Origin of the sequence: Gluconobacter oxydans (assembly GCF_006539685.1) — a bacterium.
In the GTDB taxonomy this organism is placed as follows: Bacteria; Pseudomonadota; Alphaproteobacteria; order Acetobacterales; family Acetobacteraceae; genus Gluconobacter; species Gluconobacter oxydans.
Map to the genome: position 1 here is coordinate 1 of NZ_BJNM01000010.1, position 25,641 is coordinate 25,641.

Consider the following 25,641-nt stretch of genomic DNA (forward strand, 5'->3'; position numbering starts at 1 on the left):
CCCATCAAACCCCGGGACCAAACACCTAGCTATAAATCCTGAGCATAAAATTCAGGTCAGGGAGAGATTTTGTGTCGTGCAATAGCTTAGGAAAGCGGCAATGCCTTTTCTGAAGCATTGTGAGGAGCCAGTCCGAACTGCTGTTCCAGCATTGCACGATAGTGTTTCTGGCGGCTGATATGTGTTTCCGGAAGTGCCAGGCGACTTGCCAGAAGGCGATGCATGTAGGCGACTTCGTCGATGTGGTTACGCCGGCTAAGTGTATGGGTGACTGAATCCCATGTCTCCGGTGCACATTGAGTGGTTGAGCCAGATAGATGACCTCGACGTTTTTCTGCGTGAGCAGTTCAAGGTAAATGCGCCAGTCGCCTGCAACACGCAGGGTTTTCAGGTCTGTCTGACAACCATTGATCGCTGTCAGTAAATGTTTTTTTCGAAAAAGTGCACTACTGACGTTGAGGACAAGATTGCGTTCCGACAGGCAGCCCCGGAGAAAACTTTCTCCTGTAAAATGACTGTCATTTTCCATCAGTAATCCTGCGCTCTCAGAGTAATAGGCCTGATAGGATGGAAAAATTGGAGCGCCGTCTTCGTCGACGGCCCGGCTGTCCGTAAATGCCATGACGACAGCGGGCTTGTTCTTGATCCCGTCCAGAATACGTTCAAGAAATTCCGGTTCGCAGAAATCGTCCGCCTCGGCAATCCAGATCCAGTCGCCACGTGCGATCCTGACGGCTTTGTGCCACTGCTTGAAGACCGAGCCTGAGGGGACAGTACTCTCGATGCAGATGGTTTCCCGATCCCAGTCTTTTGCCGTCTGTCGGGCAATTTCGAGGCTGTTATCGTCTGAGGCGTCGTCGAGCACGATGATCTCGAAGACCGGTACCGTCTGCGCAAAAATCGAAGAAAGGCGGCGGCTCATATAGTGAGCGTAGTTGTGTGAGGGGATGACGACGGAAATTTTCGGGATTGCGGGAAGGGCGAGGCTCAGAAGTTCCTGGGCATAATGTCTGAAGCTGAAGCGTTGTGCAGCCGCGCGAGCAATTTTCTGTCGTTCGCGGCGCGAGCGTTCTGCGGACCATGCCGCCAGTTTGTTTGCCGCGTTCGCCATCGCGGGTATATCCGCAAAGGGAACGATACTGTTGCGATGATCTGTTTCAGAAGTGATCTGTTGCAGGAGATCCGGAATTCCGCCGGTTTCCTCGAATGCAACACATGGTAGGCCGGCCGCCAAAGCTTCCAGGACGACTGATGGATACGGATCTTCGCGTGACGTGAGAGCAAAGACGTCTGCCGCAGCCAGCCATGCCGGCACATTGTCGACCCTGCCAGGCATGTGAAATGTGCCACTGGAGAGGGCGCCGTTCAGTTCGACATGCAGGTTGTTCTTCAGGGACGGGTCGATATCGCCCAGCCAGACACAGTGGACTGCGCCCTGCATTTTGCGCCAGAGCTGAAGGAAAAGGTCAAAGCCTTTACGCAGGTCTGCATAGCCGGCACCGATAATGATCCGGTCAACTGTCCCAAGACCCATTTCCCTGCGGATTGTCAGTCGTGCCTGCAGTGAAAATGGCATCTCAGTGTAGAGACCCTGCGGCAGGATCTTCAGGTTGTTCAGGGGTGCCAGATCAAGTCTTTTCGCTACACTTTGCGCCGGTGCAATGACATGGCGTGCCAGCGTACAGGCCTTTTCCATGGGGGCGTGCAGGTTACGACTGCGTAGGAGCGCGGGAAGCTCATGAATGAGGAATAGAAAGCCGATATCCGCTTCCGCAAGGTGGGGCGCCAGGGCTGAACTGGCCGCACTGTTGAGGATTGCCGACTGAAATCCTTGCCGGCGGAGATACTCCAGACGCGCCGTAGTGGTTTTTGACTCCACCGTAACGATCTCTGTGGGTGCCACGTTACGATATTCGTCGAGGAGGGCGCCTCCGTCGAGGAGGAGAAACTGGATTTCAGCGCCAAAGCAGTGCTGCAGCGTGCGGCCGATTTCGAGCAGCAGCCGCTGTGCGCCTGCGGGAAACGCGTCATGTCCAATCAGAAGGATTCCGGATCGCGAGCGGTTTTTCCCGGCGCCGGTACAGGCGCGTGCCGTTGCGTTGAGATAGGCGCTTCCGAAATGCTGGTCCGGCTCCAGATAGGCGCCCTCGGCCCATTCATTCCAGGCGTTGATGCAGACGACCGGGTCTCCGAAAAACGTGCGGGACTGAGCCTGTTCGATCAGGCCGCTGAGCCAGCGTTCATAGAGTTCCGGTGTTGATCCATGCAGAACAAGGCCTTTGCCCTGCCGACGTGCATCATTATCCCATGAAGGCGCTGCGGTCCTGATCAGGGGGAACGGTGTTCTGGGCTGGGCGAGGGCTTTATCCACCACTTCGCCGTAGTCATAGACCTGACCGCTGAAGTCATTATCGAACAGCGTGATTTCGTCATTGATCAGGTTGCAGTTCGAGACAACCTTGTGGGGTGGAAACTCGATGGCGCCATCCAGACCGAAGAGATCGGGGTTCTCGTCACCGAAAGCCTGTCCCATGACAAAAAGCGGATCCAGCCCATGGCGGGTGCGAAACAGCTTACGCCACCGCACGAAGGCGGCTGGAGCATCGGGGATGGTCCCGGGCCGATAAACCATGAGCACTGGTCGGCCATCAAAATGGATGTAGCGTGCATCACGCAGATACCGGGCAAAGCAGTCCACGAGGGCCTCGTCGTCCTCGGAACGGTAATCCTGCGCGATCAGCAGGTCATCGGCTGATCCATCCCAGCGGCGGCTCCAGTTCTCGTTGGCCCACATAAGGCAGAACGGAAGATCGATCTGCGGGTTGGACAGCAGAATTTCCAGAGGCTGGTCCAGCAGGCGTTTGCGGTTGAACCAGTAGAAATAGAAAATGAAGCCTTCGATCCCCGCGGCCTGAGCCATCGTAGCCTGCCGCTCGAGGATTTCGGGTGTGTTCAGGGTATAATGCCCCAGATCCCGTGGAATACGGGGCTGGTAATGGTCCGAAAAGCGCGGAATCCCTCGGGGCAGGTTGGTCCATTCCGTGAAACCTTCGCCCCACCAGGCGTCATTTTCGGGAATGGTATGAAACTGCGGCAGGTAATAGGCCAGAATACGGGCGCGGCGGATAGCGCTTCGGGGTAACGGACGTGCTTTTTCAAAAAGTGGTCCTGGCTTGCTCCGACGCTTGATTTCACCAAAAACCGATATCTCGGTTTCGGGACTGCATGGATGAATATCCGGCCGGTTACGGTTTTCCAGATAATGCAGCAGCGGATTGCTGTCCGGAGAATGCCGAAGGTATTTCCGCCTGTAATAAAGGGGATCAAACCCGTCGAAAGGTTTGCGGGCCTCGCGAAACCCCTGAACCATGTAGTGCTCAAGCGCATCAAGGCCGGCTTTGGCGACGTCGGGATAGGCGCGCAGATAGAAGTCCGGATCGAACTCCGGGATCGGGCGTAGCGGCGTGTTGTGACGGTTCTTCAGGTAATGGGCGAGGGCCAGCATCCGTTCCGGGACGTGGTAGATCCGCGCGTACCACACCGGATCGAACCAGGCGATCGGACGGCGCCCCTCGCGTTCCCCGTGCAGGATATAATGCAGCAACGGATCACCGATGACGTCGCGGTTCTTGCTGAGATACCAGTGCGGATCAAAAAAGGGATTGGGTTTGCGACCCTCCCGCCATCCATGCTGATGATAATGCCGGAGAACGGCGGTTCCGAGCGTGTGCAGGTCCGGGTTGGATTTCAGATAATAAAATGCGTCAAAAATGCCGGAATGCCCGAGAATCTGCAGGGGAGAGGCGTCAGCCGGAAACGGCGATATCCGTGAATCTTCAACAGAGGAATGTGAGAACGGATGCGGCATGTATAACTTTTTTACGTTTTTTTAACTTTATTCAAGGTGTTAATTCATCGTCAATCCAAAAGGGGATTTGATCGTATCGGCAGGCAGTGCCATACCGTGGCGCCCGGGAGGCATGAGGCCTCAGTGTGGCATCAGGGGTGTATCTGGGATGGACATCAGCGCGTCACCGAGTATCGCGGATGGGCCGGTCTACACACATCAGACCGTGCGGCTGGACAGCGGTCTCGATCTGGAATGTGGCGTGCATCTGGCGCCGCTGGAGGTCGCCTACTGCACCTACGGCACGCTCTCACCAGCACGGGATAATGCGATCCTGGTCTGTCATGCCCTGACGGGGGACCAGTACCTGGCGGAACGCAATCCCCTGACCGGCAAACCTGGCTGGTGGAGCAGGATGGTTGGGCCGGGGCTTCCGATCGATACGGATCGTTATTTCGTCGTGTGCTCCAACGTCCTTGGCGGCTGCATGGGCACGACGGGACCGCGATCGATCTGTGCTGAGACGGGAAAGGCGTGGGACAGTGAGTTTCCGCCAATCACGATGCATGACATCGTGGCCGCGCAGGCGAAACTGATCGATCATCTGGGCATAGACCGTCTTTTCGCGGTCATCGGCGGTTCGATGGGCGGAATGCAGGCGCTGACCTGGGCGGCGGATTTCCCGGACCGCGTGTTCGCTGCCATGCCGATCGCAACGTCGCCCTTCCATTCGGCCCAGAACATCGCATTCAATGAAGTCAGCCGGCAGGCCATCTTTGCCGATCCGGACTGGCATGATGGCCATTACAGGGATTTCGGTGCCATTCCTGCCCGCGGACTGGGGGTGGCGCGCATGATGGCGCATATCACCTATCTGTCCGAGGAAGCTCTCAGCCGCAAATTCGGACGGCGGGTCCGGCATGACGCGGCAACAGCGGTGCCCGCGTCCAGCAGTCCGTCGCTGTTCGGGGAAATGTTCGAAGTGGAGAGCTATCTGCGCCACCAGGGCTCATCGTTCGTGCGGCGCTTTGATGCCAATTCGTATCTGACGATCACCCGGGCGATGGATTATTTCGATCTGGCCGCAGAACATGACGGTGATCTGGCCAACCCGTTCCGGAAATCGCAGACCCGTTTCTGTGTCGTGTCGTTCAGCTCGGACTGGCTGTTCCCGACGTCACAGTCCCGCCTTCTGGTGCGGGCACTCAACCGGGCAGGGGCGAACGTCTCTTTCGTGGAAATCGAGAGCGACCGCGGGCATGACGCCTTTCTGCTGGAGGAGCCGGACTTCGACCGGACCATCCGGGGTTTCATCGCAGGTGCGGCCGAACATGCGGCCCTTAAGGCGGGAGAACGCTGATGCGCGTGGACCAGCGGCTCATTGCCGAAATGATTGCGCCCCGTGCCCGTGTCCTTGATGTCGGAAGCGGTGATGGCACGCTGATCGATTACCTGTACCGCACGCGGTCCTGCGATGCGCGGGGGATCGAGATCGACATGCAGAACGTGACGCAGTCCGTCGCGCATGGCCTGCCTGTCATGCATGGAGACGCCGATCACGATCTGGCGGACTATCCCGATGACACGTTCGATTACGTCGTACTGCAAAGAACGCTTCAGGCCGTCGAACGCCCGCGCGAGGTTCTGAGGCAGATGCTCAGGATCGGGCGTCATGCCATTGTATCCTTTCCCAATTTCGGTCACTGGCGGCTGAGGCTTCAGCTTCTGACGACCGGGCGGATGCCGATGACGCCCGTGTGGAATACTCCCTGGTATTCCACACCGAATATTCATCCCTGCACGATCCGGGACTTTCTCCTGCTCTGCGAGGAAGAGGGTTATGTCATTCAGCAGTGGCTGGCGATCGATGAGGATGGTGCCCGTGCCCCGTGGCGTCGTTCCATCCGGCTGGCCAATCTGTTCGGTGAACAGGCCATGTTCCTGCTCAAGCGTGCGGGACACTGACCGCGCTATTTTGATGGGCCCGTTTTCATATTTCGCAACCTTCGCTCTGCGGTACGGTTAAACCTTGAAGCCGGAGTATGCTTTTCGCAGGGTCCGGGTTGATAACCGTCAGAGTGGAGTTGCCGATTCATGAGCGAAATTCTTCAGGCCATCGCATCCCGGCGCGCGACCAAGCATTTTGATCCGGAATATCAGATCCCCGAAGCCGAACTGACGGCCATCCTCGAAGCCGCCCGTCATGCCCCCACTGCATTCAATATCCAGAATTATCGCTTTCTGGTCGTGCGGGACCGGGAGCAGCGCCGTCGTATCCGTGCCGCAGCCTGGGACCAGCCGCAGGTCGAGGACTGTGCCGCGCTGATTGTCATGTGTGCTGACATCAAGGCCTGGGAGAAAGATCCGGCCCGCTACTGGAAAGATGCGCCCGAGTCCGTGCGCGAGGGCTATGTCGGCATGATCCGTTCCTATTACGAAGGACGGGAGCAGGTGCAGCGGGACGAGGGGATCCGGTCCTGTGGTCTTGCGGCCTATGCGCTCATGATGGCGGCATCGGCGCATGGCCTTCAGACCTGCCCTATGGATGGTTTCGACTTCGGTCAGGTTGGGGAGATCATCAATCTTCCAGTGGATCATGAAATTGTGATGTTCGTCGCGCTTGGACGTGAGGCATCATCGCCTCGACCCCGTGGCGGGTTTTTGCCTCTTGATGCAGTGGTTCAGTACGACTGCTTCTCTTGATTGCAAAATTTCAAGAAATACCAATGGCTTTTTTCAGCTAAGGGTCCCTGTCTCCTTGCAATGGGACAAGTGTTGTCCTACATCCCACGGGCACTTCAGGGCCAGTCTGCTGAAGTGTGATGATGACTTCATAACCCGCCGGTTCTGTTCTGTCCGGGCCTGTTTCAGGCCCGGTTTTACAGGTGAGGCAGGGTGGAAATGGGGTCGCTTGCCATAAATGCCTGCGGCCAGTTGGTCAGGCAGGGGATATAACGGTGCGGTTGCCTGAGCATGACCTTGCCGTCTCAAAGGAGAGGTCCATGACCAGTTTCGCCGAACTCAAGCTTGCCGAGCCAATTCAGAAGGCTCTCGCGGAAGAAGGCTACACCACGCCGACCCCGATTCAGGCAGGTGCCATCCCTTATCTGCTCGAAGGTCGCGATCTTCTCGGTCTGGCCCAGACCGGAACCGGCAAGACGGCAGCATTCGCGCTTCCCATCCTGAACCATATCTTCACGAATCGTCGCCCTGCGCCGCCGAAGGGCGTCCGTGCCTTGGTTCTTGCGCCCACGCGTGAACTGGCGTCGCAGATCGGTGAGAGCTTTGCCGCTTATGCGCGACACATGAAGTTCTCCTATGCTGTCGTGTTCGGTGGGGTCGGGCAGGGACGCCAGATCGAGACCACCCGTCGCGGTGTGGACGTCCTCGTGGCCGCGCCCGGCCGTCTGCTTGATCTGATCGGGCAGAAACATATCGATCTCTCCACTCTGGAAATCCTCGTTCTCGATGAGGCCGACCGGATGCTGGACATGGGCTTCGTGCGCGATATCCAGCGCATCATGGCCCTGCTTCCCAAGCAGCGTCAGACCCTGCTGTTTTCGGCAACCATGCCGCCGTCCATCAGCGATCTGGCCCATTCGCTTCTGAAGAACCCGGCAACGGTTCAGGTCACGCCTGAATCGAGCACGGTTGATCGCATCAATCAGGCTGTCATGTTCGTTGACTCGGGCAGCAAGAAAGATGCGGCTCTCATGCTGCTGGAAAGCCCGAGCGTTGCCCGGGCTGTGGTTTTCACGCTGATGAAGCATGAAGCCAACAAGGTTGCCGAGTTCCTGAACAAGAACGGGATCCGCGCGGAAGCCATCCACGGCAACAAGTCCCAGGGTGCCCGTGAGCGCGCTATGGCCGGTTTCCGCAGTGGCGCCATCAAGGCTCTGGTGGCAACCGACATCGCGGCCCGCGGTATCGACGTGGACGAGGTCAGCCACGTCTTCAATTACGATCTGCCGAATGTACCGGAATCCTACGTTCACCGTATCGGCCGTACGGCCCGGGCAGGGCGTGAGGGTTGCGCAGTCTCCCTGTGTGACGCTGAACAGCGCGCATGGCTCAAGGATATTGAGAAGAAGATCGGCAAGCCCATTCCGGTTGTAACGGATCATCCCTTCCATTCCGAAGAGGCTCGACTGTCCACGCAGCGTCCGCCGGTTCTGGGCGGTGGTCGTGGTGGCGGCGGTGGCGGACGCCGTCGCTCGGGACCGCCCTCGGGTGGTCGCCCAGGTGGCGGCCGTGGTGGCGCCCCGGGTCGTGGTGGTCCCCGCCCAGGCGCGCGCTGATCTCATTCAAATGCTTACTGAAAAGCCCGTCTCTGCAAATGCAGGGGCGGGCTTTTTGCATTCCAGACTGACAGCACGCAGTAAAATAATGCGTCCCGAGCGCGGTGGCGTGTTCGGAATTTTTTACGGGGAATGTGGCGGAGAGGGTGGGATTCGAACCCACGATACGCTCTCACGTATGGCGGTTTTCAAGACCGCTGCCTTAAACCACTCGGCCACCTCTCCATCCGGCAGGCTTCATTTCTGAAGGATTCTGCCTGGATCGGATGCTTCATGCGACGGGAAACTTCTGCCGTCAAGGGGCCGTGTTACATAGGGGTGGGGGGGCTTACTTTTTGAAACGCAGAAGGGGGCGGTCAGCAACATTGAAACGTGCCATCTAGAAACGTATGGAGGCGTTTTGTGCGTCTCCGGCTGCCATAACCTCCAAGGATATGACGTCCATGACGATCTTTCGTCCCGCTGCTTTTCTTGCTGTCATCGCTGCCCTCGGTCTGGTGGTGGCTCCTCTAGCGGCTTCTGCCGAGGGGCATCATGGGTCTGATGGCCATCGTCCCCCGCCGGGTGGTGCGTCCTATGGCGGCCCGGGCTTCATGATGCCGCGCATCCCGCCTGGCATCACGCTGACCACGGCGCAAAAGGCAAAGCTCAAGACCATTTTTGAGAAGTCCCATCAGGACGAACATGCGCTGCGTCTTGAAGGGCGCGCCATTGAGGGCAAGATTCACGATGCTCTCAGCGTGGCTGGTGATCTGGATCGCGCCGCGCTGGCGGATCTGGGCAAGCAGGAAGACGAGGTCAAGGCCAAGGTCTCCGCGCTTCACCTCGACACCATGGAGCAGCTTCACGATCTGCTAACCCCGGCTCAGCGCCAGCAGGCCAAGGAAACCATGGACAAGATCAAGGCGCTCCATGAGCAGATGAAGGCCCTGATGGGTCCGCCGCCGGAAGGCGACCCGGACGATATGCCCTGAAAACTGCTGATTCTGCCTCTATCGCTTGACGCTTCGGCACCAAGACGATAGAGCAGTCCTGTTTCCGGACACGCCACCTCGCGAAGACTCGCGCAGTGGCGTGTTTCTGTTTGCTTTAAGGTGACCCGTTGTTCGAACAACTCTCAGGCAAGATGTCCGGTGTCCTCGATGGGCTTTCCAAGAACGGGAAGCTTTCGGAGGCTGATGTCACCGAGGCCATGCGTGAAGTACGTCTCGCCATGCTGGAGGCGGACGTTGCGCTGCCTGTGGTGCGGGACTTCGTCAACAAGGTCCGTGAGCGCTCTGTCGGGCAGGAAGTGCTGGAAAGCGTTTCTCCCGGTCAGGCCGTCGCCAAGATCGTCAATGATGCACTGATCGACGCGCTTGGCGGGGCAGGGGCTGTTCCGCTGAACCTGTCCGCCAATCCGCCGGTCCCGGTGCTGATGGTGGGTCTGCAGGGTTCGGGCAAGACGACGACGTCCGGCAAGATCGCCCTGCGTCTGTCCGGTCGCGAGAACAAGAAAGTCCTTCTGGCCAGCCTCGACGTCCAGCGTCCGGCCGCGCAGCTCCAGCTCCAGCAGCTGGCCGAGCGCGTCAACGCCAAGACGGGCCGCGTTCAGGCTTTGCCGATCATCTCCGGGCAGTCTCCCGTTCAGATCGCAAAGCGTGCGCTCGAGACGGGACGTCTTGAGGGCTATGACGTCGTCATCCTCGATACGGCAGGCCGTCTGTCGATCGACGAGGCGCTGATGGATGAAGTGCGGGAAATCCGCACGCTCACCAAGCCGGCCGAGACGCTGCTGGTCGTCGATGCGATGACCGGTCAGGACGCTGTGAATACGGCCAAGGCCTTCAACGAGGCTGTCGGCATCACCGGCGTTGTCATGAGCCGTATGGATGGCGATGCCCGCGGTGGCGCGGCCCTGTCCATGAAGGCCATCACCGGCGCGCCGATCAAGCTGACGGGTTCGGGTGAAAACCTCGAAGCGCTTGAAGAATTCCATCCCGAGCGTGTTGCCGGCCGTATTCTCGGCCTGGGTGACGTGGCCGGGCTGGTGGAACGTGCAGCCGAAACCCTCGATCACGAGGAAGGCGAGCGCGTCGCCAAAAAGATGCTCGCGGGCAAGTTCGACCTGGACGACTACGTCTCCCAGATCGACCAGATCAACCGCATGGGCTCGATTTCCGGCATTCTCGGTATGATGCCGGGGCTGGGAAAGATCAAGGATATGCTGGGTGACAAGGAGCTCGATACGTCGATCTTCAAGCGTCACAAGGCCATCATTTCCTCGATGACGAAGCAGGAGCGCAAGACGCCCGAGATCATCAAGGCGTCCCGCAAGAAGCGCATCGCGGCGGGCTCGGGAACTACGGTTCCGGAGATCAACCGTCTGCTCAAGCAGTTCAACGACATGTCCACCATGATGAAACGCATCAGCAAGATGGGCCTTGGTGGCCTGATGCGCGGCATGGGTGGTGCAGGAGGTCTGGCGGATCTGATGAAGGGCATGGGCGGCCCCGGGGGTAAGCCCGGTGGACGCCCGCCTTTCGCCTGATCCGTCCCGTTTTTACAAGTCTGTCTCTCAGGAGTATTTCATGAGCCTCAAGATCCGCCTTGCACGTGCAGGTGCCAAGAAGCGTCCTTACTACCACATCGTTGTCGCCGACAGCCGCAGCCCGCGCGACGGCCGTTTCATCGAGAAGGTTGGTTCCTACAACCCGATGCTGCCGGCTGACCACGCTGACCGTATCCGTCTGGTTGACGAGCGCATCAAGCACTGGCTGTCCAACGGCGCCCTCGCCACGGACCGTGTTGCCCGTTTCCTCGGCAACGCTGGCCTGGCTCCGAAGCCGACCTACAACGAGCAGCCGAAGAAGTCCGCTCCGAAGGCGAAGGCTCAGGAGCGCGCCAAGGCCGCTGCTGACGCTGCTGCCGCGGCCTGATTGAGCCGCTTTTAAGGAAGCCCGAGACGTGCCCCGCTTCAACCCTGACAGTGATGTCCTGATTGCTACCGTCGGTCGCCCGCACGGTGTTCGCGGTCTGGTGCATCTTCATGCTGCCACCGACGATCCGGCTTCGGTCGAGACGCTGGGTGCGCTGCATGACGAACAGGGCAGGGCATGGACGGCACGCTGGATTTCAGCGGGCGTGGCGGCGCTCACGGATGCCGATGGTCAGGACCTTCCTGACCGTACGGCTGCCGAGCGGCTGGTCAACGTCAAGCTGTATGTCCCGCGTGCGGTCCTGCCCGAGACCGGAGATGACGAGTTCTATCATGCTGACCTGATCGGCATGACGGCGGTCTCCGAAGACGGAGATGTCCTGGGAACGGTTTCGGTCGTTCACGATTACGGCGCAGGCGTCAGCCTCGAAGTGGATCGTGGTCTGATCGTGCCATTCACGCTGGCCTGTGTGCCCCGAGTAGACCTTGCGAAACGGGAAGTGGTTCTCATCCCGCCCGTTGAAGTCGAGGTCGAGGGGGATCTGGCTGGTGAGGTCCAGGTGCGGGCATGAGCTGGCGCGCGGACATCCTGACCCTTTTCCCGAACATGTTCCCGGGGCCGCTTGGGTTTTCCCTCGCGGGCCGGGCGCTGGAGCGGGGGATCTGGTCCTGTGAGGCGCATGACCTGCGCCAGCACGGGCTGGGACGTCACCGGGCCGTGGATGACACGCCGTTCGGTGGCGGGGCCGGTATGGTGATGCGGGCAGACGTTCTGGATACGGCCCTCTCGGCGCTTCCCGCGCTGGATGGCCGCCCGGTCGTCTATCCGACACCGCGGGGACGGCGCATATCGCATGAAGATGCGGAGCGCCTGTCGTCCGGTCCGGGGGTCGTCGTTCTCTGCGGTCGCTTCGAAGGGGTGGACGAACGCGTTCTGGAAAAGCACGATATCGAACAGCTCTGCATGGGCGATGTCGTACTGTCGGGAGGGGAAATTCCCGCCCTGACGCTTCTGGATGCCTGCGTCCGTCTTCTTCCCGGCGTCATGGGGTCGGACGTCAGCGGTCAGGACGAAAGCTTCGCCGACGGGCTTCTTGAATATCCACAGTACACCAAGCCGGCAGTGTGGGACGGGCGGGACGTGCCCGACATTCTTCTCTCCGGCAACCATGGTGCCATCGCCCGCTGGCGCCATGAACAGTCAATCGCCGTCACGAAGGCGCGCCGCCCGGACCTCTGGGATGCGTATCTGGCACGACAGCAGGTCCATTGAAGTTTTGTTTTCAGGAGTTTGATCATGAACATTATCCAGCAGTATGAGGCGCGCGAGATCGAGCGTCTTTCCGGCGTCCGCGCTGTTCCCGAGTTCATTGCAGGTGACACGGTTCGCGTTGGCGTCCGCGTTGTCGAAGGCACGCGTGAGCGTGTGCAGAGCTTCGAAGGCGTTGTCATTGCCCGTTCCAACAAGGGCCTGAACAGCAACTTCACGGTTCGCAAGATCTCCAACGGTGAAGGCGTGGAGCGCGTGTTCCCGCTGTACGCACCGTCGATCGCCAGCATCGAAGTCGTGCGTCGCGGTAAGGTCCGTCGCGCGAAGCTGTATTACCTGCGTGGCCGTTCGGGTAAGTCCGCCCGTATCGCAGAGCGTCCGCGCGATCTGCCGAAGGCTGACAGCATGGCCGCTTCCTAAACCGTCCGGAGTAGAGACAGGATGCCCGTTACCAATTCGCCCAGAACCCTTTTTGACAAGATCTGGGACGATCATGTCGTCGAACGTCTCGAGGACGGGACGTGCATCCTCTACATCGACCGGCACCTCGTCCACGAGGTGACAAGTCCGCAGGCTTTCGAAGGCCTGCGGATGTCCGGGCGCCGCGTGCGTCGTCCGGATGCCACGGTGGCCGTGGCGGACCACAATGTCCCCACGTCCGACCGTTCCAAGCCGATCGAGGAGCCGCAGAGCCGCCTCCAGATCGAAACGCTTGAGAAGAATGTCGCCGAATTCGGCGTCCCCTATTTCCCGCTGCGCTCCGCCTCTCAGGGCATCGTGCATGTTGTCGGGCCGGAGCAGGGCATTTCCCTGCCAGGCATGACGATCGTCTGCGGCGACAGCCACACCTCCACGCATGGCGCGCTCGGCTCGCTGGCGTTCGGGATTGGTACGTCCGAAGTCGAACACGTGCTGGCGACGCAGACGATCCTGCAGAAGCCCGCGAAGAACATGCGTGTCTCCGTCGAGGGCAAGGTCGGTCCCGGCGTGACGGCGAAAGACATTATGCTGGCCATCATCGGCCGGATCGGTACCGCTGGCGGCACCGGTCATGTCATTGAATTTGCAGGATCCGCGATCCGTGGTCTGGACATGGCCGGCCGTATGACGCTGTGCAACATGTCCATCGAAGCCGGCGCGCGTGCCGGTCTGGTGGCACCCGACGAAACCACCTTCGCCTATGTGAAGGGCCGTCCGTTTGCACCGAAGGGCGAAGCGTTCGAGCAGGCCTGCGACTACTGGCGCAGCCTTGCCTCTGACGATGGCGCCTATTTCGATACGGAAGTCACGCTCGCCGCTGAAGAGATCATCCCGTCTGTCACCTGGGGCACCAGCCCGCAGAACGTGCTGCCGATTGATGGTTCCGTGCCGTCCCCGTCCGATGAGCCCGATCCGGCTCGTGCAGCCCAGATCCAGCGGGCCCTGGATTATATGGGCCTTGAAGCCGGGCAGAAGATCGCCGGGACGCCGGTGGATGTCGTGTTCATCGGCTCCTGCACGAACAGCCGTCTGGAAGACCTGCGCGCTGCTGCGGACGTGGTCCGCGGACGGCATGTCGCGGAAGGCGTTCGCGCCATGATCGTGCCGGGCTCCGGTCTGGTGAAGCATGCGGCTGAGGCTGAAGGGTTGGACAAGGTCTTTCTGGATGCCGGGTTCGAATGGCGTGAGGCGGGATGCTCGATGTGTCTGGGAATGAACCCGGACCGTCTGACGCCGGGCCAGCGCTGCGCCTCGACATCCAACCGCAACTTTGAAGGACGTCAGGGCCCGGATGGCCGGACACATCTGTGTTCGCCCGCCATGGCGGCCGCAGCCGCTGTCACGGGACGTCTGTGCGATGTGCGTGAACTGGTGAAGGAGACCGTCTGATGGACAAGTTCACGGAACTGACCGCCATTGCGGCGCCGATGCCGACCGAGAATATCGATACGGACCAGATCATTCCGGCGCGCTTTCTCAAGACCATCCAGCGGACGGGTCTGGGAAAGAACGCTTTCGCGGCCCAGCGCTATGACGCGGACGGCAATGAAAAGCCGGATTTCGTGCTCAATCAGGAGCCTTACCGGCACGCTGAAATCCTGATCACGTATGATAATCTGGGATGCGGATCCTCGCGTGAGCATGCGCCTTGGGCGTTGCTGGATTTCGGAATCCGCTGCGTTATTGCGCCCAGCTTTGCCGACATCTTTTTCAATAACTGCTTCAAGAACGGCATTCTCCCGATCCGTCTGCCGCGCGAGATCTGTGACGAACTGATGGATGATGCCCGTCAGGGAGCGAATTCGCGCCTGACGGTGGATTTGGAGCGTCAGGTGATCGTACGCCCGAACGGGGAGGGCATTCCGTTCGATGTCGATCCGTTCCGCCGTCACATGCTGCTCGAAGGTCTGGACGATATCGGGCAGACCATGGCGCATGATGCCGAGATCACCAGTTTCGAGCATCGTCCGAGCCGTGCCTGGGTGCCGTCAATTACCATAGGGACTGTGAAATGAGCGACGCATACAAGCTTCTGGTTCTGGCCGGAGACGGGATCGGTCCAGAAGTCATGCGCGAAGTCGCGCGGATCGTGCACTGGATGAGTGCGCATCGCGGGCTGAAGCTTGAAATTACGGAAGAACTCGTCGGTGCGGCTTCTCTGGCCGTCCATGGCGTGCCGATCCGTGATGAGGTCATTGAACTGGCCCGTCAGTCTGACGCGGTGCTGTTCGGCTCGGTGGGCGATCCGGCTTGGAGCCATGTGGGCTTCGACAAGCGTCCCGAAGTGGCGATCCTCAAGCTCCGCAAGGAACTTGAACTGTTCGCCAATCTGCGTCCCGCCAAGCTGTTCGATGCCCTGATCGATGCCTCTGCGCTGAAGCCTGAAGTGGTGCGCGCGCTGGACCTGATGATCGTCCGTGAGACGGTCGGGGGCATCTATTTCGGTGAGCCGCGTGGGATCGAGACGCTGCCCGATGGCTCGCGTCGTGGCATCAACACGGAAGTCTACACGACGTCCGAAATCGAGCGTGTGGCACGGGTTGCTTTCGATCTTGCCCGCAAGCGCGACAACCGCGTGTGTTCGGTCGAGAAGTGCAATGTCATGGAAAGCGGCCTTCTGTGGAAGGAGGTCGTGACCGATGTCCACAAGCGTGAATATCCGGACGTCCAGCTGTCTCACATGCTGGCGGATAACTGCGCGATGCAGCTGGTCCGCGACCCGAACCAGTTCGACGTTATCGTTACGGGCAACCTGTTCGGCGACATCCTGTCCGATCTGGCCTCCATGCTGACGGGCTCGCTCGGCATGCTGCCTTCGGCCACGCTTGGCCCGGTTCGCGCGGATGGCAAGCGCAATGCCCTGTACGAGCCGATCCATGGCAGCGCACCGGACATCGCGGGCAAGGGGATCGCCAATCCGCTGGCCCAGATCCTTTCGTTTGCCATGCTGCTGCGTTACTCGCTCAATCGTGCCGAGGATGCCGACCTGATCGAGATGGCGGTTTCGAATGTCCTGGCTTCGGGTCTGCGGACCGGCGACATCATGTCACCGGGAATGGCTCGAGTCGGCACCGAAATGATGGGGCAGGCGGTACTTCGCGAAATGGAAAAGCTGGCCTGATTTTCCCACGACTGGCTTTCCCGCATTGTCGGCCTCAAGGCGCCTTCCTCAGGGAAGGCGCCTTTTTTGTTGCCCAAAGCCCGCCCACCTGTGGTCAAAACTGCCTGAACATGTCTAGGATCGCGACATCGAAATGATCCGGAAACCTGTCATGTCCTTTATTGCCGACCGTCTGAACCGTATCCTTCCCAGCCAGACGATTGCCGTGACCCAGAAAGCCCGCGCTCTGAAGGCAGAAGGCCGTGACATTATCAGCCTTTCCGCAGGTGAGCCGGATTTCGATACGCCTGACTTCATCAAGCGGGCGGCCATCCGGGCCATTGAGGCCGGCAAGACCAAATATACGGACGTGGCAGGCACACTCGAACTGCGCAAGGCCGTGGCGGCGCGTCTGAACGCTGATTTCGATCTTGATTATAAAGCCGAGGAAATCTGCGTCTCCACGGGCGGCAAGCAGGTCATTTACAATGTCATGGTTTCGACCCTGAATGCAGGGGATGAGGTCATCATTCCGGCTCCTGCCTGGGTTTCCTATCCCGACATCGTGACGCTGGCCGATGGTACGCCCGTCATTGTCCAGACCGACCCGGAAAACGGCTTCCGTCTGACGGCTGAGCAGCTTCGCGCCGCAATCACGCCCCGGACAAAGTGGCTCTGTCTGAATTCGCCCTGCAATCCGACAGGCGCGGCTTACGATACCGAGGCTCTCAAGGCGCTGACGGATGTGCTGTTGGACTATCCGGATATCTGGATCCTCACAGACGATATGTACGCCAAGCTCCTGTATGACGGGGCTGTTGCCAAAACCGTGGTTCAGGTCGAGCCGCGTCTGCGCTCGCGCACCGTGACGATGAACGGTGTGTCCAAGGCCTATGCCATGACAGGCTGGCGCATCGGATTTTCGGCAGCGCCCGTTGAACTTACGCGACAGCTCGTCAAGCTCCAGGGGCAGAGCACTAGCAATCCGTGCTCCATTGCCCAGGCCGCCGCACAGGAAGCTGTCTCCGGACCGCAGGACTTCATTTCCGAAATGGTCGCGGTGTATCAGGAGCGGCGCAATCTCGTGATCGGGATGCTGAATGAGGCGCCGGGTCTGTCCTGCGCTCTTCCCGAAGGCGCGTTCTATGCATTTCCGTCTATTGCCGGAACACTGGGTAAGACGAGCAAAGGCGGTCGCCTGATCGATGGGGACGAAGCCTTCGTGACGGCTCTGCTTGAAGAAACCGGTGTGGCGGCCGTGCATGGCACGGCGTTCCTGACGCCGGGCTATTTCCGGATATCCTATGCGACCAGCACGGAGCTTCTGAAGGAAGCCTGCACCCGGGTCCAGAATTTCTGCCGAGGGCTTTCATGAGTTTCACCATCGCATCCCGTCTGGCTGATCTTCCCCGTCCCGCAACCATTGCAATGGCGGCACGCGCGCGTGAACTGAAGGCGCAGGGGGCGGATGTCATTTCGCTCGCACTCGGTCAGCCCGACTTTCCGTCGCCGCCCGAAGCGATCGAAGCCGCTTATGCCGCTGCGAAAGCTGGGGATACCGGTTACCCGCCGATCCCCGGTCAGAAGCCGCTGATTGACGCCATTATCCGGAAGTTCCGTCGTGATAACGCTCTGGACGTTACGTCTGACCGGATCATGGTTGCGAATGGTGGCAAGCAGGTCATTTTCAACGCGCTGATGGCGTCTCTTGAAGTCGGCGACGAGGTCATTGTGCCCGCGCCGTACTGGGTCAGCTATCCGCTGATTACCCGGATGTTGGGCGGAGTTCCGGTCGAGATCCGCTGCCGGGAAGAGAATGGCTTCCGCCCTGACCCTGAAGCGATCCGTGAGGCCATTACGCCGCGGACGAAATGGCTGGTTCTGAATTTCCCGAACAATCCGACCGGTGCCATTCTTGAGCGTCAGAATCTTGAAGCCATCGCAGATGTCCTGCGCGAAGCGCCGCATGTCCTCGTGATGAGCGACGAGATCTATGAGCATCTGACGTTTGACGGGAAGAAACACCTCTCCCTGCTGAGTGTCGCGCCGGATCTGGCGGACCGTATCCTGATCGTAAACGGGATGGCCAAGGCCTATGCCATGACGGGCTGGCGCGTGGGGTTCGCCTGTGGCCCGGTCCCGCTGATCCAGGCCATGATCGCGGTGCAGGGCAATTCCACGTCCGGCGTGTGCACGCTCGCACAGGCCGGATCGGTCGCGGCTCTGGATGGAGACGCTGACGGGATCGCCCGGATGCTGGAAACCTATGAGCGCCGACGCGGTCTGGTCGTGGGGGCCTTGCAGCAGGTCCCGGGTCTGACCTGTGTGATGCCGGATGGTGCGTTCTATGCCTATCCGGGGGTTGCGGCCCTGATTGGTGGCACATCGGGGCAGGGACGGTTGCTCGACACGGATGTGGCTTTTGCGGAGGCACTTCTGGACGAAGCGCATGTCGCGACCGTGCCGGGCTCGGCGTTCGGATACAGCCCGTATCTGCGCCTGTCTTTTGCTGCTTCGCATGAGCAGCTGGTCGAAGCCTGCCGTCGTATCACACAGTTTGTGGGCGATATCCGGACCGTTTGACAGGCATGGACGCAAGCGCCGGGGAATGGCAGAATTATGCCATGACGAAGACAATCCCTCCCTTTTCCGAACTGTCTTTCCCCCGGCCTGACGAACAGTCTCTCAAGGCCCGTTATGATGCCATCGCGTCCCTGCTTGATGCCGGTGACCGTGTGGAAGCCCTGCACGCTTTTGATGCTGTCCGGCGCGAGTATGAGTCGTGGGCCTCGCATGTGCATCTGCAGTTTTCGCGCAATACGCAGGATGAAGCGGCGAAGGCTGATCGTGACTATGCCGACCGGCTGTCCCCGGTCGCGACCGATCATGAGGTGACGGTCAAAAAACGCCTTCTGGCCGATCCTGACCGCGAGGGGCTTGAAGCCATCGTGACGCCGCATGTGGTGCGGCTCTGGGAATCTGATACGACGACCTTTGATCCGCGCATCAGCACGGATCTTGAGGAAGAAGCACGGCTTGCGGGGGAATACACGGCGCTTCTGGCAGCCGCGAAAATTCCTTTCGACGGCAAGACGCTCAACCTGTCGGGACTGGTGCCGTATCTTCAGGGAATGGACCGGGATGTCCGTCATGCTGCCGAGGCGGCGCGCTGGGCGTTTTTTGAGGAAAACGGTGCCGAGCTGGATGCCCTTTACGGCAAGCTCGTCGCCCTGCGCGACCGGATGGCAAAGACGCTCGGTTTCGAGAACTATATCGAACTTGGGTATCGCCGGATGCGGCGGACGGATTATGGGCCCGAGCAGGTCGCGGCTTTCCGTGAGAAAATCCTGGCCTATGTCACGCCACTGATCAGTTCGCTGGTCGAACGCCGACGCCTGAAAATGGGCTGGGACAAGGTGATGGCGTGGGATGAGGCGCTTATCGACCTTCAGGGGAATCCCGGGCCGGCGGGGGATCATGATCTTCTGGTCGCGCGTGCGGAAGGCATGTTCCGCGATCTCGATCCGTCAGGCGAGATGGCCGATTTCTACGCCCAGATGCGGGATCAGGGCTATCTTGATCTGAAGAACCGTGAGGGCAAGGCCGGGGGCGGGTTCTGCACGTCTTTTCCGACAGTTGGAACGCCTTACATCTTCGCCAATTTCAATGGCACCCATAACGATATCGGCGTTTTCACCCATGAAATGGGTCATGCTTTCCAGAACTGGAAAAGCCGTGACCTGCCGTGGATTGACCAGCTCTGGCCGACCATGGAAGCGGCTGAAATCCATTCCATGGGGCTGGAGTTCCTGACCTGGCCGCAGATTGGCGCTCTGGTCGAGGATGGTGCGGCGGACCGGTACCGTCGGATGCATCTGATCGACGCGCTGTCATTCTTCCCGTATGGCGTTTGCGTGGATCACTTCCAGCATGAAGTTTACGCCCGTCCGGAGATGACACCGGAAGAGCGTCATCAGACCTGGCAGCGACTGGAGAAGCTTTATATGCCGTGGCGGGACTGGGGCGATCTGGCCTATCCGGCGAAGGGCGGACGCTGGCAGGCGCAGCTGCATATTTACCGGCTGCCGTTCTATTACATCGATTACGCGCTGGCCCAGTGCTGCGCATTGCAGCTCTGGCTGGGTTCGCGTCTGGACCGGGAAGGAACGCTCGAAACCTATCGCAGGCTTTGCGCTGAAGGAGGCTCAAAACCTTTCGCGCAGCTTGTGTCCGAGGCCGGGCTGACCTCTCCGTTCGAGGCCGATGTTCTGGCGGAAGTCGTGCATGAGGCCGAGCAGGTTCTCGCCCTCTGAACACAGGGTAAGGCTCCGGAAAAAGCCGGAGCCTCAGGGACTTAGCCGCGTTTGTTCCAGCTGGAAATGAGGTCCAGAACAGCCTGTGGTGACATGCTGCGGGCATTGCCCAGAGCCGTGGAGCCGTCGCTGTTCAGGGCGTGGCCGTCCGGTGTCACGATGATGACGGTCGGGACGGCCTTGATGGTCACGCCATAGCGTGCGGCCAGATCAAGATTGGTATTGATGCGCCCCACATTGACCGGGACGACGACGAACTGGCTGTCCAGCCAGTGTGCCGCGTCGGGCAGGGCGAAAATGCCGCTGAGCATCTTGCAGTCCGGGCACCAGTTGCCACCGAAATCGAGCAGAACCTTGCGATGCGTCTTCTGCGCCAGAGCGAAGGCCTGCGCCACCTGATCGTGGGCGACTGTCGTGTCCGGATAGGGCGTGGCGACGGGGGGCGCCGACGTTTCAGTCAGTTGCGGAGCAGGTGTCGGGGTCATTTCCGTGGACGCGGCATGAGCGGGAAGGGTTGCGGTAAGCGCCAGACCGAGGCCGGCAGCGGCAAGAAGGGAACGGCGCATGAAAAAGGCTTTCATTGATGTTGTCCTCTGCATGCCATAACGCAGAACGACGGGAACAGATGATTAAAGCCCAGTTTTGACGAAAGGTCATGCGTTTGAAAAAAACACCATCACGCCCGGACGTGACGTCTCCGCGCGAGATCAGCGTTGCGGAAACCCTGATCCGGACCGTAATTCTCGTGGCATTGACGCTCGCCTTCGCATCGGTGTTCCGCTTCTGGCAGCCGGCGATCAAGCTTGCGCAGCATGTGGCGGGAACATCCGCCTGGCAGGAGCTCTACAGCCTATTTCATATTGAATCCGGTCTTGGACGCGAACAGCTTATCCTGACGGGGATCATGATTGCCTGCTTCCTTCTGGCGCTTGGCGTGCAGGCAATTGGTCTGCTGATTTTTCAGCGAATCAGAAAAAACCGCGTCTGACAGGACTCAGTCCTGGAACGGACGCCGCAGGGCGGATGCCGCGGCCAGGCACCAGGCGATCATGAGCATCGTCCCGCCATAAGGGGCGATCCGTCCTACGGACATAGGGCCAAGTTTCAGATTGAACAGGGCGAGCAGTGTGACCGGCACGCAGAACAGCACCATGCCCACCGCCATGCACAGACAGGACAGGCGGATCAGTTTCGGCGAGAGACGGGATGCGTTCAGGGACAGTACGCAAAGGCCCAGCGCATGCCACATCTGGATCTCGACTGCGGAATGCAGCATGGCCCGTCCACCCGGAACAGCAAAAAGCCTGTCCGGAAGATGGGCGGACAATGCGCCGAGCATGACGCCGGAAGCCGCCGAAAGGGTGGCGAAAATGAAACTTCCCCGGAGCGGATCGGGCAGACTGGCGCGGACAGGATTTGCGGACATGCCGTGAATGTATCATGTGTTGTCTGAACAGCGAATGAGAGACTGTCATGAGTGGAGTGTCAGTCTGTCGCGGCCTGTCCTTTTGAAGGCAGGTGCGTTTGAAAAAGGAAGCTTCGATGACTGTTTCGTATCTCCGTCTGTGCCTGTCCGCCGGCCTTCTTGCCGGTCTGGCCGCCTGTAATGCTCCGGATGCGCCGCCGGCTCCTGCTCTTCCGAGCGTGGCATCCACATACAAGCTGACCACGGCGGACGCGGCCTTCATCCAGCAGATTGATGAGATGGACCAGACGCAGATCGCCATTGCGACACTTGCCGCCACGCACAGCAACAGCGACGTGATCAAGGCATTCGCCTCAACCGTTCAGGCGGATCACACGACCAATCAGAAGGCCGTCGCCAAGATCGCCTCGGATGGCAACCTGACCGTGGCGGCCAAGATCGATGCGGCCGATCAGGAGCATGTCGATTCGTTCTCGCATCTCTATGGGGCAGCGTTTGATCGCATGTTCCTGCGTGATGTTGTGAGCACCCGCACGGCAGACCTGACCAAGGCGATTACGACGGCCAAGGCTTCGGGCGGTACGGCGGATGTGAAGACCCTTGCTTCGGATACGGACAAGATGCTGACGGATCACACGTCCCGTGCGCATGACCTGATGGGCGATCGCACGATCAGCCATCACGCCAAGCATAAAAGAAGCCGCTAAGCAGCAGGATCAGGGCATGAGCATCCGCATCGACAGGATCGTGACCCGTGGCGGAGACGGGGGACAGACGTCACTTGGAGACGGGACACGCGTGTCCAAGTCGTCTGACCGTATCGAAGCGATGGGGACTGTTGATGAACTCAATGCCCAGCTTGGTGTCCTGTGCTGTTACATGGCACAGGACACCCGGACTTCCGGTCTTGAAGAAGAAGTCCGGCAGATCCAGTCCTGCCTGTTCGATCTCGGCGCGGATCTCTGTCTGCCCGATCCGGACCGCGCTCCCAGCCTGACTGCGGAAGCCAGTCTCTGGCTTGAAGACCGGCTGGAGGAGATGCGCCAGTCCCAGCAGGAACTCAGAAGCTTTGTCCTGCCCGGGGGAAGCCTCGTCGCAGCGCACGCGCATCTGGCCAGAACCGTCGCGCGGCGGGCCGAACGCCGGGTGGCTGTGCTCGAACAGGTGCCTGCAGAAACACTTCGTTTCCTGAACAGACTGTCCGATTACTTCTTTGTTCTTGCCCGTCACGCCAATAATCATGGTGCAACGGATATTCTCTGGTCTCCGGGACGCTGGCACCAGAAGAAAATATAAGCCTTCGCTTATTGTCCTGATGACAGAATGCCGGTGAAGTGCTAGGAAACTCGCGTCAGAACGCTGGAGTTCCTCCAGACGAGTCGACTTTTCATATCCTTGTCAGGGCAAGTCGTTGCTGGGTGGGCCGAGGTCCGGTCAGCTTTTCTGTCTTTTTGGCAGGCCTGTCCGGCAGGGACGAAATCTACAAATATCATATTGGTTGAAGAATACAGAATGCAGGACGAGCATCAGGTTAACGAAGAAGACAAGCTGCGACAGGCTCTGGCCCGTCTGGGGGCAGGAGCCTCCTCCCGCTCTTCCAAGCCCCGGCCTCTCACACCCACTCCCGAACGTCGCCGGCGTTTCGTCCGTGACGGACAGGTTGTGGTCGAACATCAGGGAGGCCGCGGAATTGCCGCGCGCAATCCCAGTCAGGAAGACCAGGAAGAAATCGAGCGCCTGCGTCAGTCGGTCAAGCGCGAGCAGCGCCGCTGGGAAGAAGCCGAGCGGAGCCTGATGGAAGTCCGCTCCCAGCTCAAGGCGTTCGAGACGCGCGAAGCCCATGCGAAAATCCAGATCACCGAACTGAACCGCGAACTGCGTGAAAACCAGGATGCGATCCAGACGCTGAAGGCATGCCTGCATCAGGCCCGCGAACAGGCTGCCGAGGCTGCACGTCGTGCGCCCCGTCCTGTCGGCCGCCCCCGCAAGGAAGCCGCTCCCGCAGCCGCGGAAATGGCAGAGATGGAAGTGGCCGAGCAGGAGCCGGTACAGTGGTGGGTGAAAGCCTGATCCCGGGCTTCACCCGGCTGAACTTAGTCTGACTGTCTGACCTGCCGTCCGAACCAGAGCAGGACGCCACAGAAAACTGCCCATCCCAGCCCTGCATTCAGCAGGGTCGGGACAGGAAGCGCCAGTGTATCGGCGCTTCCTGTCGCGCCCGCCATGGCAGCGAGCGCCACGCCGATCAGGCTCTCTCCCACAATGAAGCCTGACGCGATCATCGTTCCCTGTTCCTTGGGGAAGCGACGCAGCAGCCATCCCAACCCCGCACCAATTCCGATGGTGACCGAGACATCTGCCGGAAGATAGATGCCCATCCCGACCGCCAGCGGCGGAAGGGCCAGATTGCGCCGGTGCAGCACGACATCCAGAACGACCAGAAGCACGCCAAGGGCCGCTCCGATTTCCAGCATAAGCCAGTCAAGCTGGTGGGTCAGGATACCGGTGGCGATGGCGGCCATCAGCGCAGGCTGCGGCGCGGCAAGCGCGCGTGACGGGTCCATGCCCTCACGCGGCATGGCTCCGGCAAAGCCATAGGCCTGATACAGAACCTGAAGCACCCAGGGGATAACGATCGCCCCGACCACACAGCCGATCAGCAGGGCAACTTCCTGCCTCCAGGGCGCCGCACCGACAAGCTGACCGGTCTTGAGGTCCTGCAGGTTGTCATTGGAAACAGCTGCCGAGGCCGTAATGGCAGACAGCACGAAAAGCCCGAAGGCAATGGCCATGGGGCGCTGTTCTACGCTCAGCAGTCCAGTGCTTTCCAGCCCCCACAGGGCGACCGAAATGGCAATGATGGCAATGATTCCTACGCCGGAGATGGGCGAGGACGAAGATCCGATGATCCCGGCCATGTAGCCGCAGGCGCTGGCGACCAGAAAGCCCAGCCCGAAGCAGGCGACCAGACCCAGCAGGATCAGGGTGGCCAGCGCACCCCCATGCGGCATGACAGGCCACAGGAAATAGGCGAACAGTCCTGCCAGCAGCACCGCGAGGCCTGCACACAGGGCAATCAGCGTCCGGGGCGTCAGATCGCGGTCGCTGTCATCTCCCGTTGCCAGATGAGTGACGGAGAGCGCTTCCTTCAGCCCCTGGGCCACGGGCTTCGCGAGGGCCAGCAGGGTCCAGATCGCGGCAACTGCAATGGTGCCAGCGCCGATGAACCGCACCTTGTGCAGCCAGAGGCCCGTTGCGTCTGCCAGTGGGGTGGCTGAAGGGGCGAGATGGCCCAGAACCGGCACCATGATGCCCCATGCCAGAAACACACCGAGCAGCATGGCAATCCCGCCACCGATCCCGACCAGATAGCCCGTTCCCAGCAGGGCCAGTGAAAAGCTGCCATTCAGCCGGAAAGCGGACGATCCCACGACGGTTGCGGCTGAGAACCCGTCTGACAAAAGACGTAGCCCCGAGGTTGCGAAGGCAACGGCACCTGAAACGATGGTGCCGAGGGTGAGGGATCTCAGGCTCCGGGCATCACCTTCAGGGGAGGAGGCGCGCAGGATTTCCGCGCAGGCCGTGCCTTCGGGGTAGGGCAGATCGGAGTTGCTCACGAGCGCGCGTCGCAGCGGAATGGTAAAGACAACGCCCGTCATGCCACCCGCCATCGTCAGCAGAAGCGTGATGACATAGGGAAATTCATGCCAGTATCCGACCATGATCAGGGCCGGGAGCGCAGCGAACACACAGGACAGGGTTCCGGCTGCGGAAGCCTGGGTCTGGACCATGTTGTTTTCCAGCATGGTCCCACCGCCCATAAGGCGCAGAACGGCCATCGAGATGATCGTGGCGGGAATGGACGAGCCGAAAGTCAGGCCGATCTTGAGGCCCAGATAGACGTTCGCTGCCGTAAAGACGACCGTGATGAGGGCTCCGAGAATAATCCCGCGGAGGGTCAGTTCGCGACTGTCCATGTGTTTCTGTTCC

General features: G+C 60.1%; 24 protein-coding genes and 1 tRNA gene. 20 read left to right on the top strand and 5 right to left on the bottom strand.

Annotated features, from left to right (window positions below):
* Window positions 1-25 precede the first annotated feature (25 nt).
* A complete protein-coding gene (locus GOX01_RS05860; RefSeq protein ID WP_228119090.1) occupies window positions 26-3,868 on the bottom strand; it encodes a glycoside hydrolase family 99-like domain-containing protein in 3,843 nt (1,280 codons plus the stop codon).
* A 148-nt stretch (window positions 3,869-4,016) separates the two neighbouring features.
* On the opposite strand from GOX01_RS05860, the gene metX reads away from it, so the two are divergent.
* The 4 genes from metX (at window position 4,017) to GOX01_RS05880 (ending at window position 8,145) form a co-directional block, all read left to right on the top strand.
* Complete coding sequence (gene metX / locus GOX01_RS05865) at window positions 4,017-5,207, top strand: homoserine O-acetyltransferase MetX (RefSeq protein WP_011251795.1); 1,191 nt, start codon at window positions 4,017-4,019, stop codon at window positions 5,205-5,207.
* A complete protein-coding gene (metW, locus tag GOX01_RS05870) occupies window positions 5,207-5,812 on the top strand; it encodes a methionine biosynthesis protein MetW (protein ID WP_024716992.1) in 606 nt (201 codons plus the stop codon). Before metX ends, metW begins: the two co-directional genes overlap by 1 nt.
* A gap of 129 nt (window positions 5,813-5,941) precedes the next feature.
* Entirely contained in the window at window positions 5,942-6,550 is a 609-nt protein-coding gene (locus GOX01_RS05875) for a nitroreductase family protein (RefSeq protein ID WP_011251793.1), read from the top strand.
* A 299-nt stretch (window positions 6,551-6,849) separates the two neighbouring features.
* A complete protein-coding gene (locus GOX01_RS05880) occupies window positions 6,850-8,145 on the top strand; it encodes a DEAD/DEAH box helicase (protein ID WP_011251792.1) in 1,296 nt (431 codons plus the stop codon).
* Between the two features lie 135 nt (window positions 8,146-8,280).
* Here the strand turns inward: GOX01_RS05880 and GOX01_RS05885 are convergent.
* A tRNA-Ser gene (locus GOX01_RS05885) sits at window positions 8,281-8,370 on the bottom strand.
* 218 nt (window positions 8,371-8,588) lie between these two features.
* Here GOX01_RS05885 and GOX01_RS05890 point away from each other — a divergent pair.
* From GOX01_RS05890 to GOX01_RS05945, 12 genes are all read left to right on the top strand, one after another.
* On the top strand, window positions 8,589-9,119 hold the full coding sequence (locus GOX01_RS05890) for a Spy/CpxP family protein refolding chaperone (protein WP_011251791.1): 531 nt from the start codon (window positions 8,589-8,591) through the stop codon (window positions 9,117-9,119).
* Between the two features lie 128 nt (window positions 9,120-9,247).
* Window positions 9,248-10,675, top strand: a complete 1,428-nt coding sequence (gene ffh, locus GOX01_RS05895; protein ID WP_011251790.1) for a signal recognition particle protein — start codon at window positions 9,248-9,250, stop codon at window positions 10,673-10,675.
* Window positions 10,676-10,715: 40 nt separating this feature from the next.
* Window positions 10,716-11,063 (top strand): 30S ribosomal protein S16, encoded by a 348-nt coding sequence (gene rpsP / locus GOX01_RS05900; protein ID WP_011251789.1) that lies wholly within the window; start codon window positions 10,716-10,718, stop codon window positions 11,061-11,063.
* A 28-nt stretch (window positions 11,064-11,091) separates the two neighbouring features.
* A complete protein-coding gene (rimM, locus tag GOX01_RS05905; protein WP_024717129.1) occupies window positions 11,092-11,634 on the top strand; it encodes a ribosome maturation factor RimM in 543 nt (180 codons plus the stop codon).
* Window positions 11,631-12,335 carry a tRNA (guanosine(37)-N1)-methyltransferase TrmD gene (gene trmD / locus GOX01_RS05910; RefSeq protein WP_011251788.1) on the top strand — a complete coding sequence of 235 codons (705 nt, stop codon included), beginning with the start codon at window positions 11,631-11,633 and terminating at the stop codon, window positions 12,333-12,335. Before rimM ends, trmD begins: the two co-directional genes overlap by 4 nt.
* Window positions 12,336-12,359: 24 nt before the next feature.
* Window positions 12,360-12,752 (top strand): 50S ribosomal protein L19, encoded by a 393-nt coding sequence (gene rplS, locus GOX01_RS05915; RefSeq protein WP_011251787.1) that lies wholly within the window; start codon window positions 12,360-12,362, stop codon window positions 12,750-12,752.
* A gap of 21 nt (window positions 12,753-12,773) precedes the next feature.
* Window positions 12,774-14,201, top strand: a complete 1,428-nt coding sequence (leuC, locus tag GOX01_RS05920) for a 3-isopropylmalate dehydratase large subunit (protein ID WP_062269524.1) — start codon at window positions 12,774-12,776, stop codon at window positions 14,199-14,201.
* The gene (leuD, locus tag GOX01_RS05925; protein ID WP_011251785.1) at window positions 14,201-14,827 is read left to right on the top strand and encodes a 3-isopropylmalate dehydratase small subunit; all 627 of its coding nucleotides are present in this window, start codon (window positions 14,201-14,203) and stop codon (window positions 14,825-14,827) included. Before leuC ends, leuD begins: the two co-directional genes overlap by 1 nt.
* Window positions 14,824-15,933, top strand: coding sequence for a 3-isopropylmalate dehydrogenase (gene leuB / locus GOX01_RS05930; protein ID WP_062269526.1), 1,110 nt, complete (start codon window positions 14,824-14,826; stop codon window positions 15,931-15,933). The genes leuD and leuB overlap by 4 nt, the downstream gene beginning before the upstream one ends.
* 151 nt (window positions 15,934-16,084) lie before the next feature.
* Window positions 16,085-17,287, top strand: coding sequence for a pyridoxal phosphate-dependent aminotransferase (locus GOX01_RS05935; protein ID WP_024717130.1), 1,203 nt, complete (start codon window positions 16,085-16,087; stop codon window positions 17,285-17,287).
* Window positions 17,284-18,495 (top strand): pyridoxal phosphate-dependent aminotransferase, encoded by a 1,212-nt coding sequence (locus tag GOX01_RS05940; protein WP_062269528.1) that lies wholly within the window; start codon window positions 17,284-17,286, stop codon window positions 18,493-18,495. Before GOX01_RS05935 ends, GOX01_RS05940 begins: the two co-directional genes overlap by 4 nt.
* Window positions 18,496-18,536: 41 nt before the next feature.
* The gene (locus tag GOX01_RS05945) at window positions 18,537-20,225 is read left to right on the top strand and encodes a M3 family oligoendopeptidase (RefSeq protein WP_024717132.1); all 1,689 of its coding nucleotides are present in this window, start codon (window positions 18,537-18,539) and stop codon (window positions 20,223-20,225) included.
* Between the two features lie 41 nt (window positions 20,226-20,266).
* Here GOX01_RS05945 and GOX01_RS05950 read toward each other — a convergent pair whose 3' ends face one another.
* Entirely contained in the window at window positions 20,267-20,791 is a 525-nt protein-coding gene (locus GOX01_RS05950) for a thioredoxin family protein (protein ID WP_228119089.1), read from the bottom strand.
* Window positions 20,792-20,880: 89 nt separating this feature from the next.
* Here GOX01_RS05950 and GOX01_RS05955 point away from each other — a divergent pair, with 89 nt between their 5' ends.
* Window positions 20,881-21,213, top strand: a complete 333-nt coding sequence (locus GOX01_RS05955; RefSeq protein WP_011251779.1) for a hypothetical protein — start codon at window positions 20,881-20,883, stop codon at window positions 21,211-21,213.
* 6 nt (window positions 21,214-21,219) lie between these two features.
* On the opposite strand, the gene GOX01_RS05960 is transcribed toward GOX01_RS05955, so the two are convergent.
* The gene (locus GOX01_RS05960) at window positions 21,220-21,651 is read right to left on the bottom strand and encodes a DUF423 domain-containing protein (protein WP_011251778.1); all 432 of its coding nucleotides are present in this window, start codon (window positions 21,649-21,651) and stop codon (window positions 21,220-21,222) included.
* A gap of 116 nt (window positions 21,652-21,767) precedes the next feature.
* Between GOX01_RS05960 and GOX01_RS05965 the strand changes: the two genes are divergently transcribed.
* The 3 genes from GOX01_RS05965 to GOX01_RS05975 all read left to right on the top strand — a co-directional run bounded on the left by GOX01_RS05965 (window position 21,768) and on the right by GOX01_RS05975 (window position 23,721).
* Window positions 21,768-22,358: a DUF4142 domain-containing protein gene (locus GOX01_RS05965; protein WP_011251777.1), complete on the top strand. Its 591-nt coding sequence runs from the start codon at window positions 21,768-21,770 to the stop codon at window positions 22,356-22,358.
* A gap of 16 nt (window positions 22,359-22,374) precedes the next feature.
* Window positions 22,375-22,947 (top strand): cob(I)yrinic acid a,c-diamide adenosyltransferase, encoded by a 573-nt coding sequence (locus GOX01_RS05970; RefSeq protein WP_062269530.1) that lies wholly within the window; start codon window positions 22,375-22,377, stop codon window positions 22,945-22,947.
* Between the two features lie 216 nt (window positions 22,948-23,163).
* Window positions 23,164-23,721, top strand: a complete 558-nt coding sequence (locus tag GOX01_RS05975; protein ID WP_062269536.1) for a hypothetical protein — start codon at window positions 23,164-23,166, stop codon at window positions 23,719-23,721.
* A 23-nt stretch (window positions 23,722-23,744) separates the two neighbouring features.
* Here GOX01_RS05975 and GOX01_RS05980 read toward each other — a convergent pair whose 3' ends face one another.
* Window positions 23,745-25,628 (bottom strand): OPT family oligopeptide transporter, encoded by a 1,884-nt coding sequence (locus GOX01_RS05980; protein WP_228119088.1) that lies wholly within the window; start codon window positions 25,626-25,628, stop codon window positions 23,745-23,747.
* Window positions 25,629-25,641: the final 13 nt, after the last annotated feature.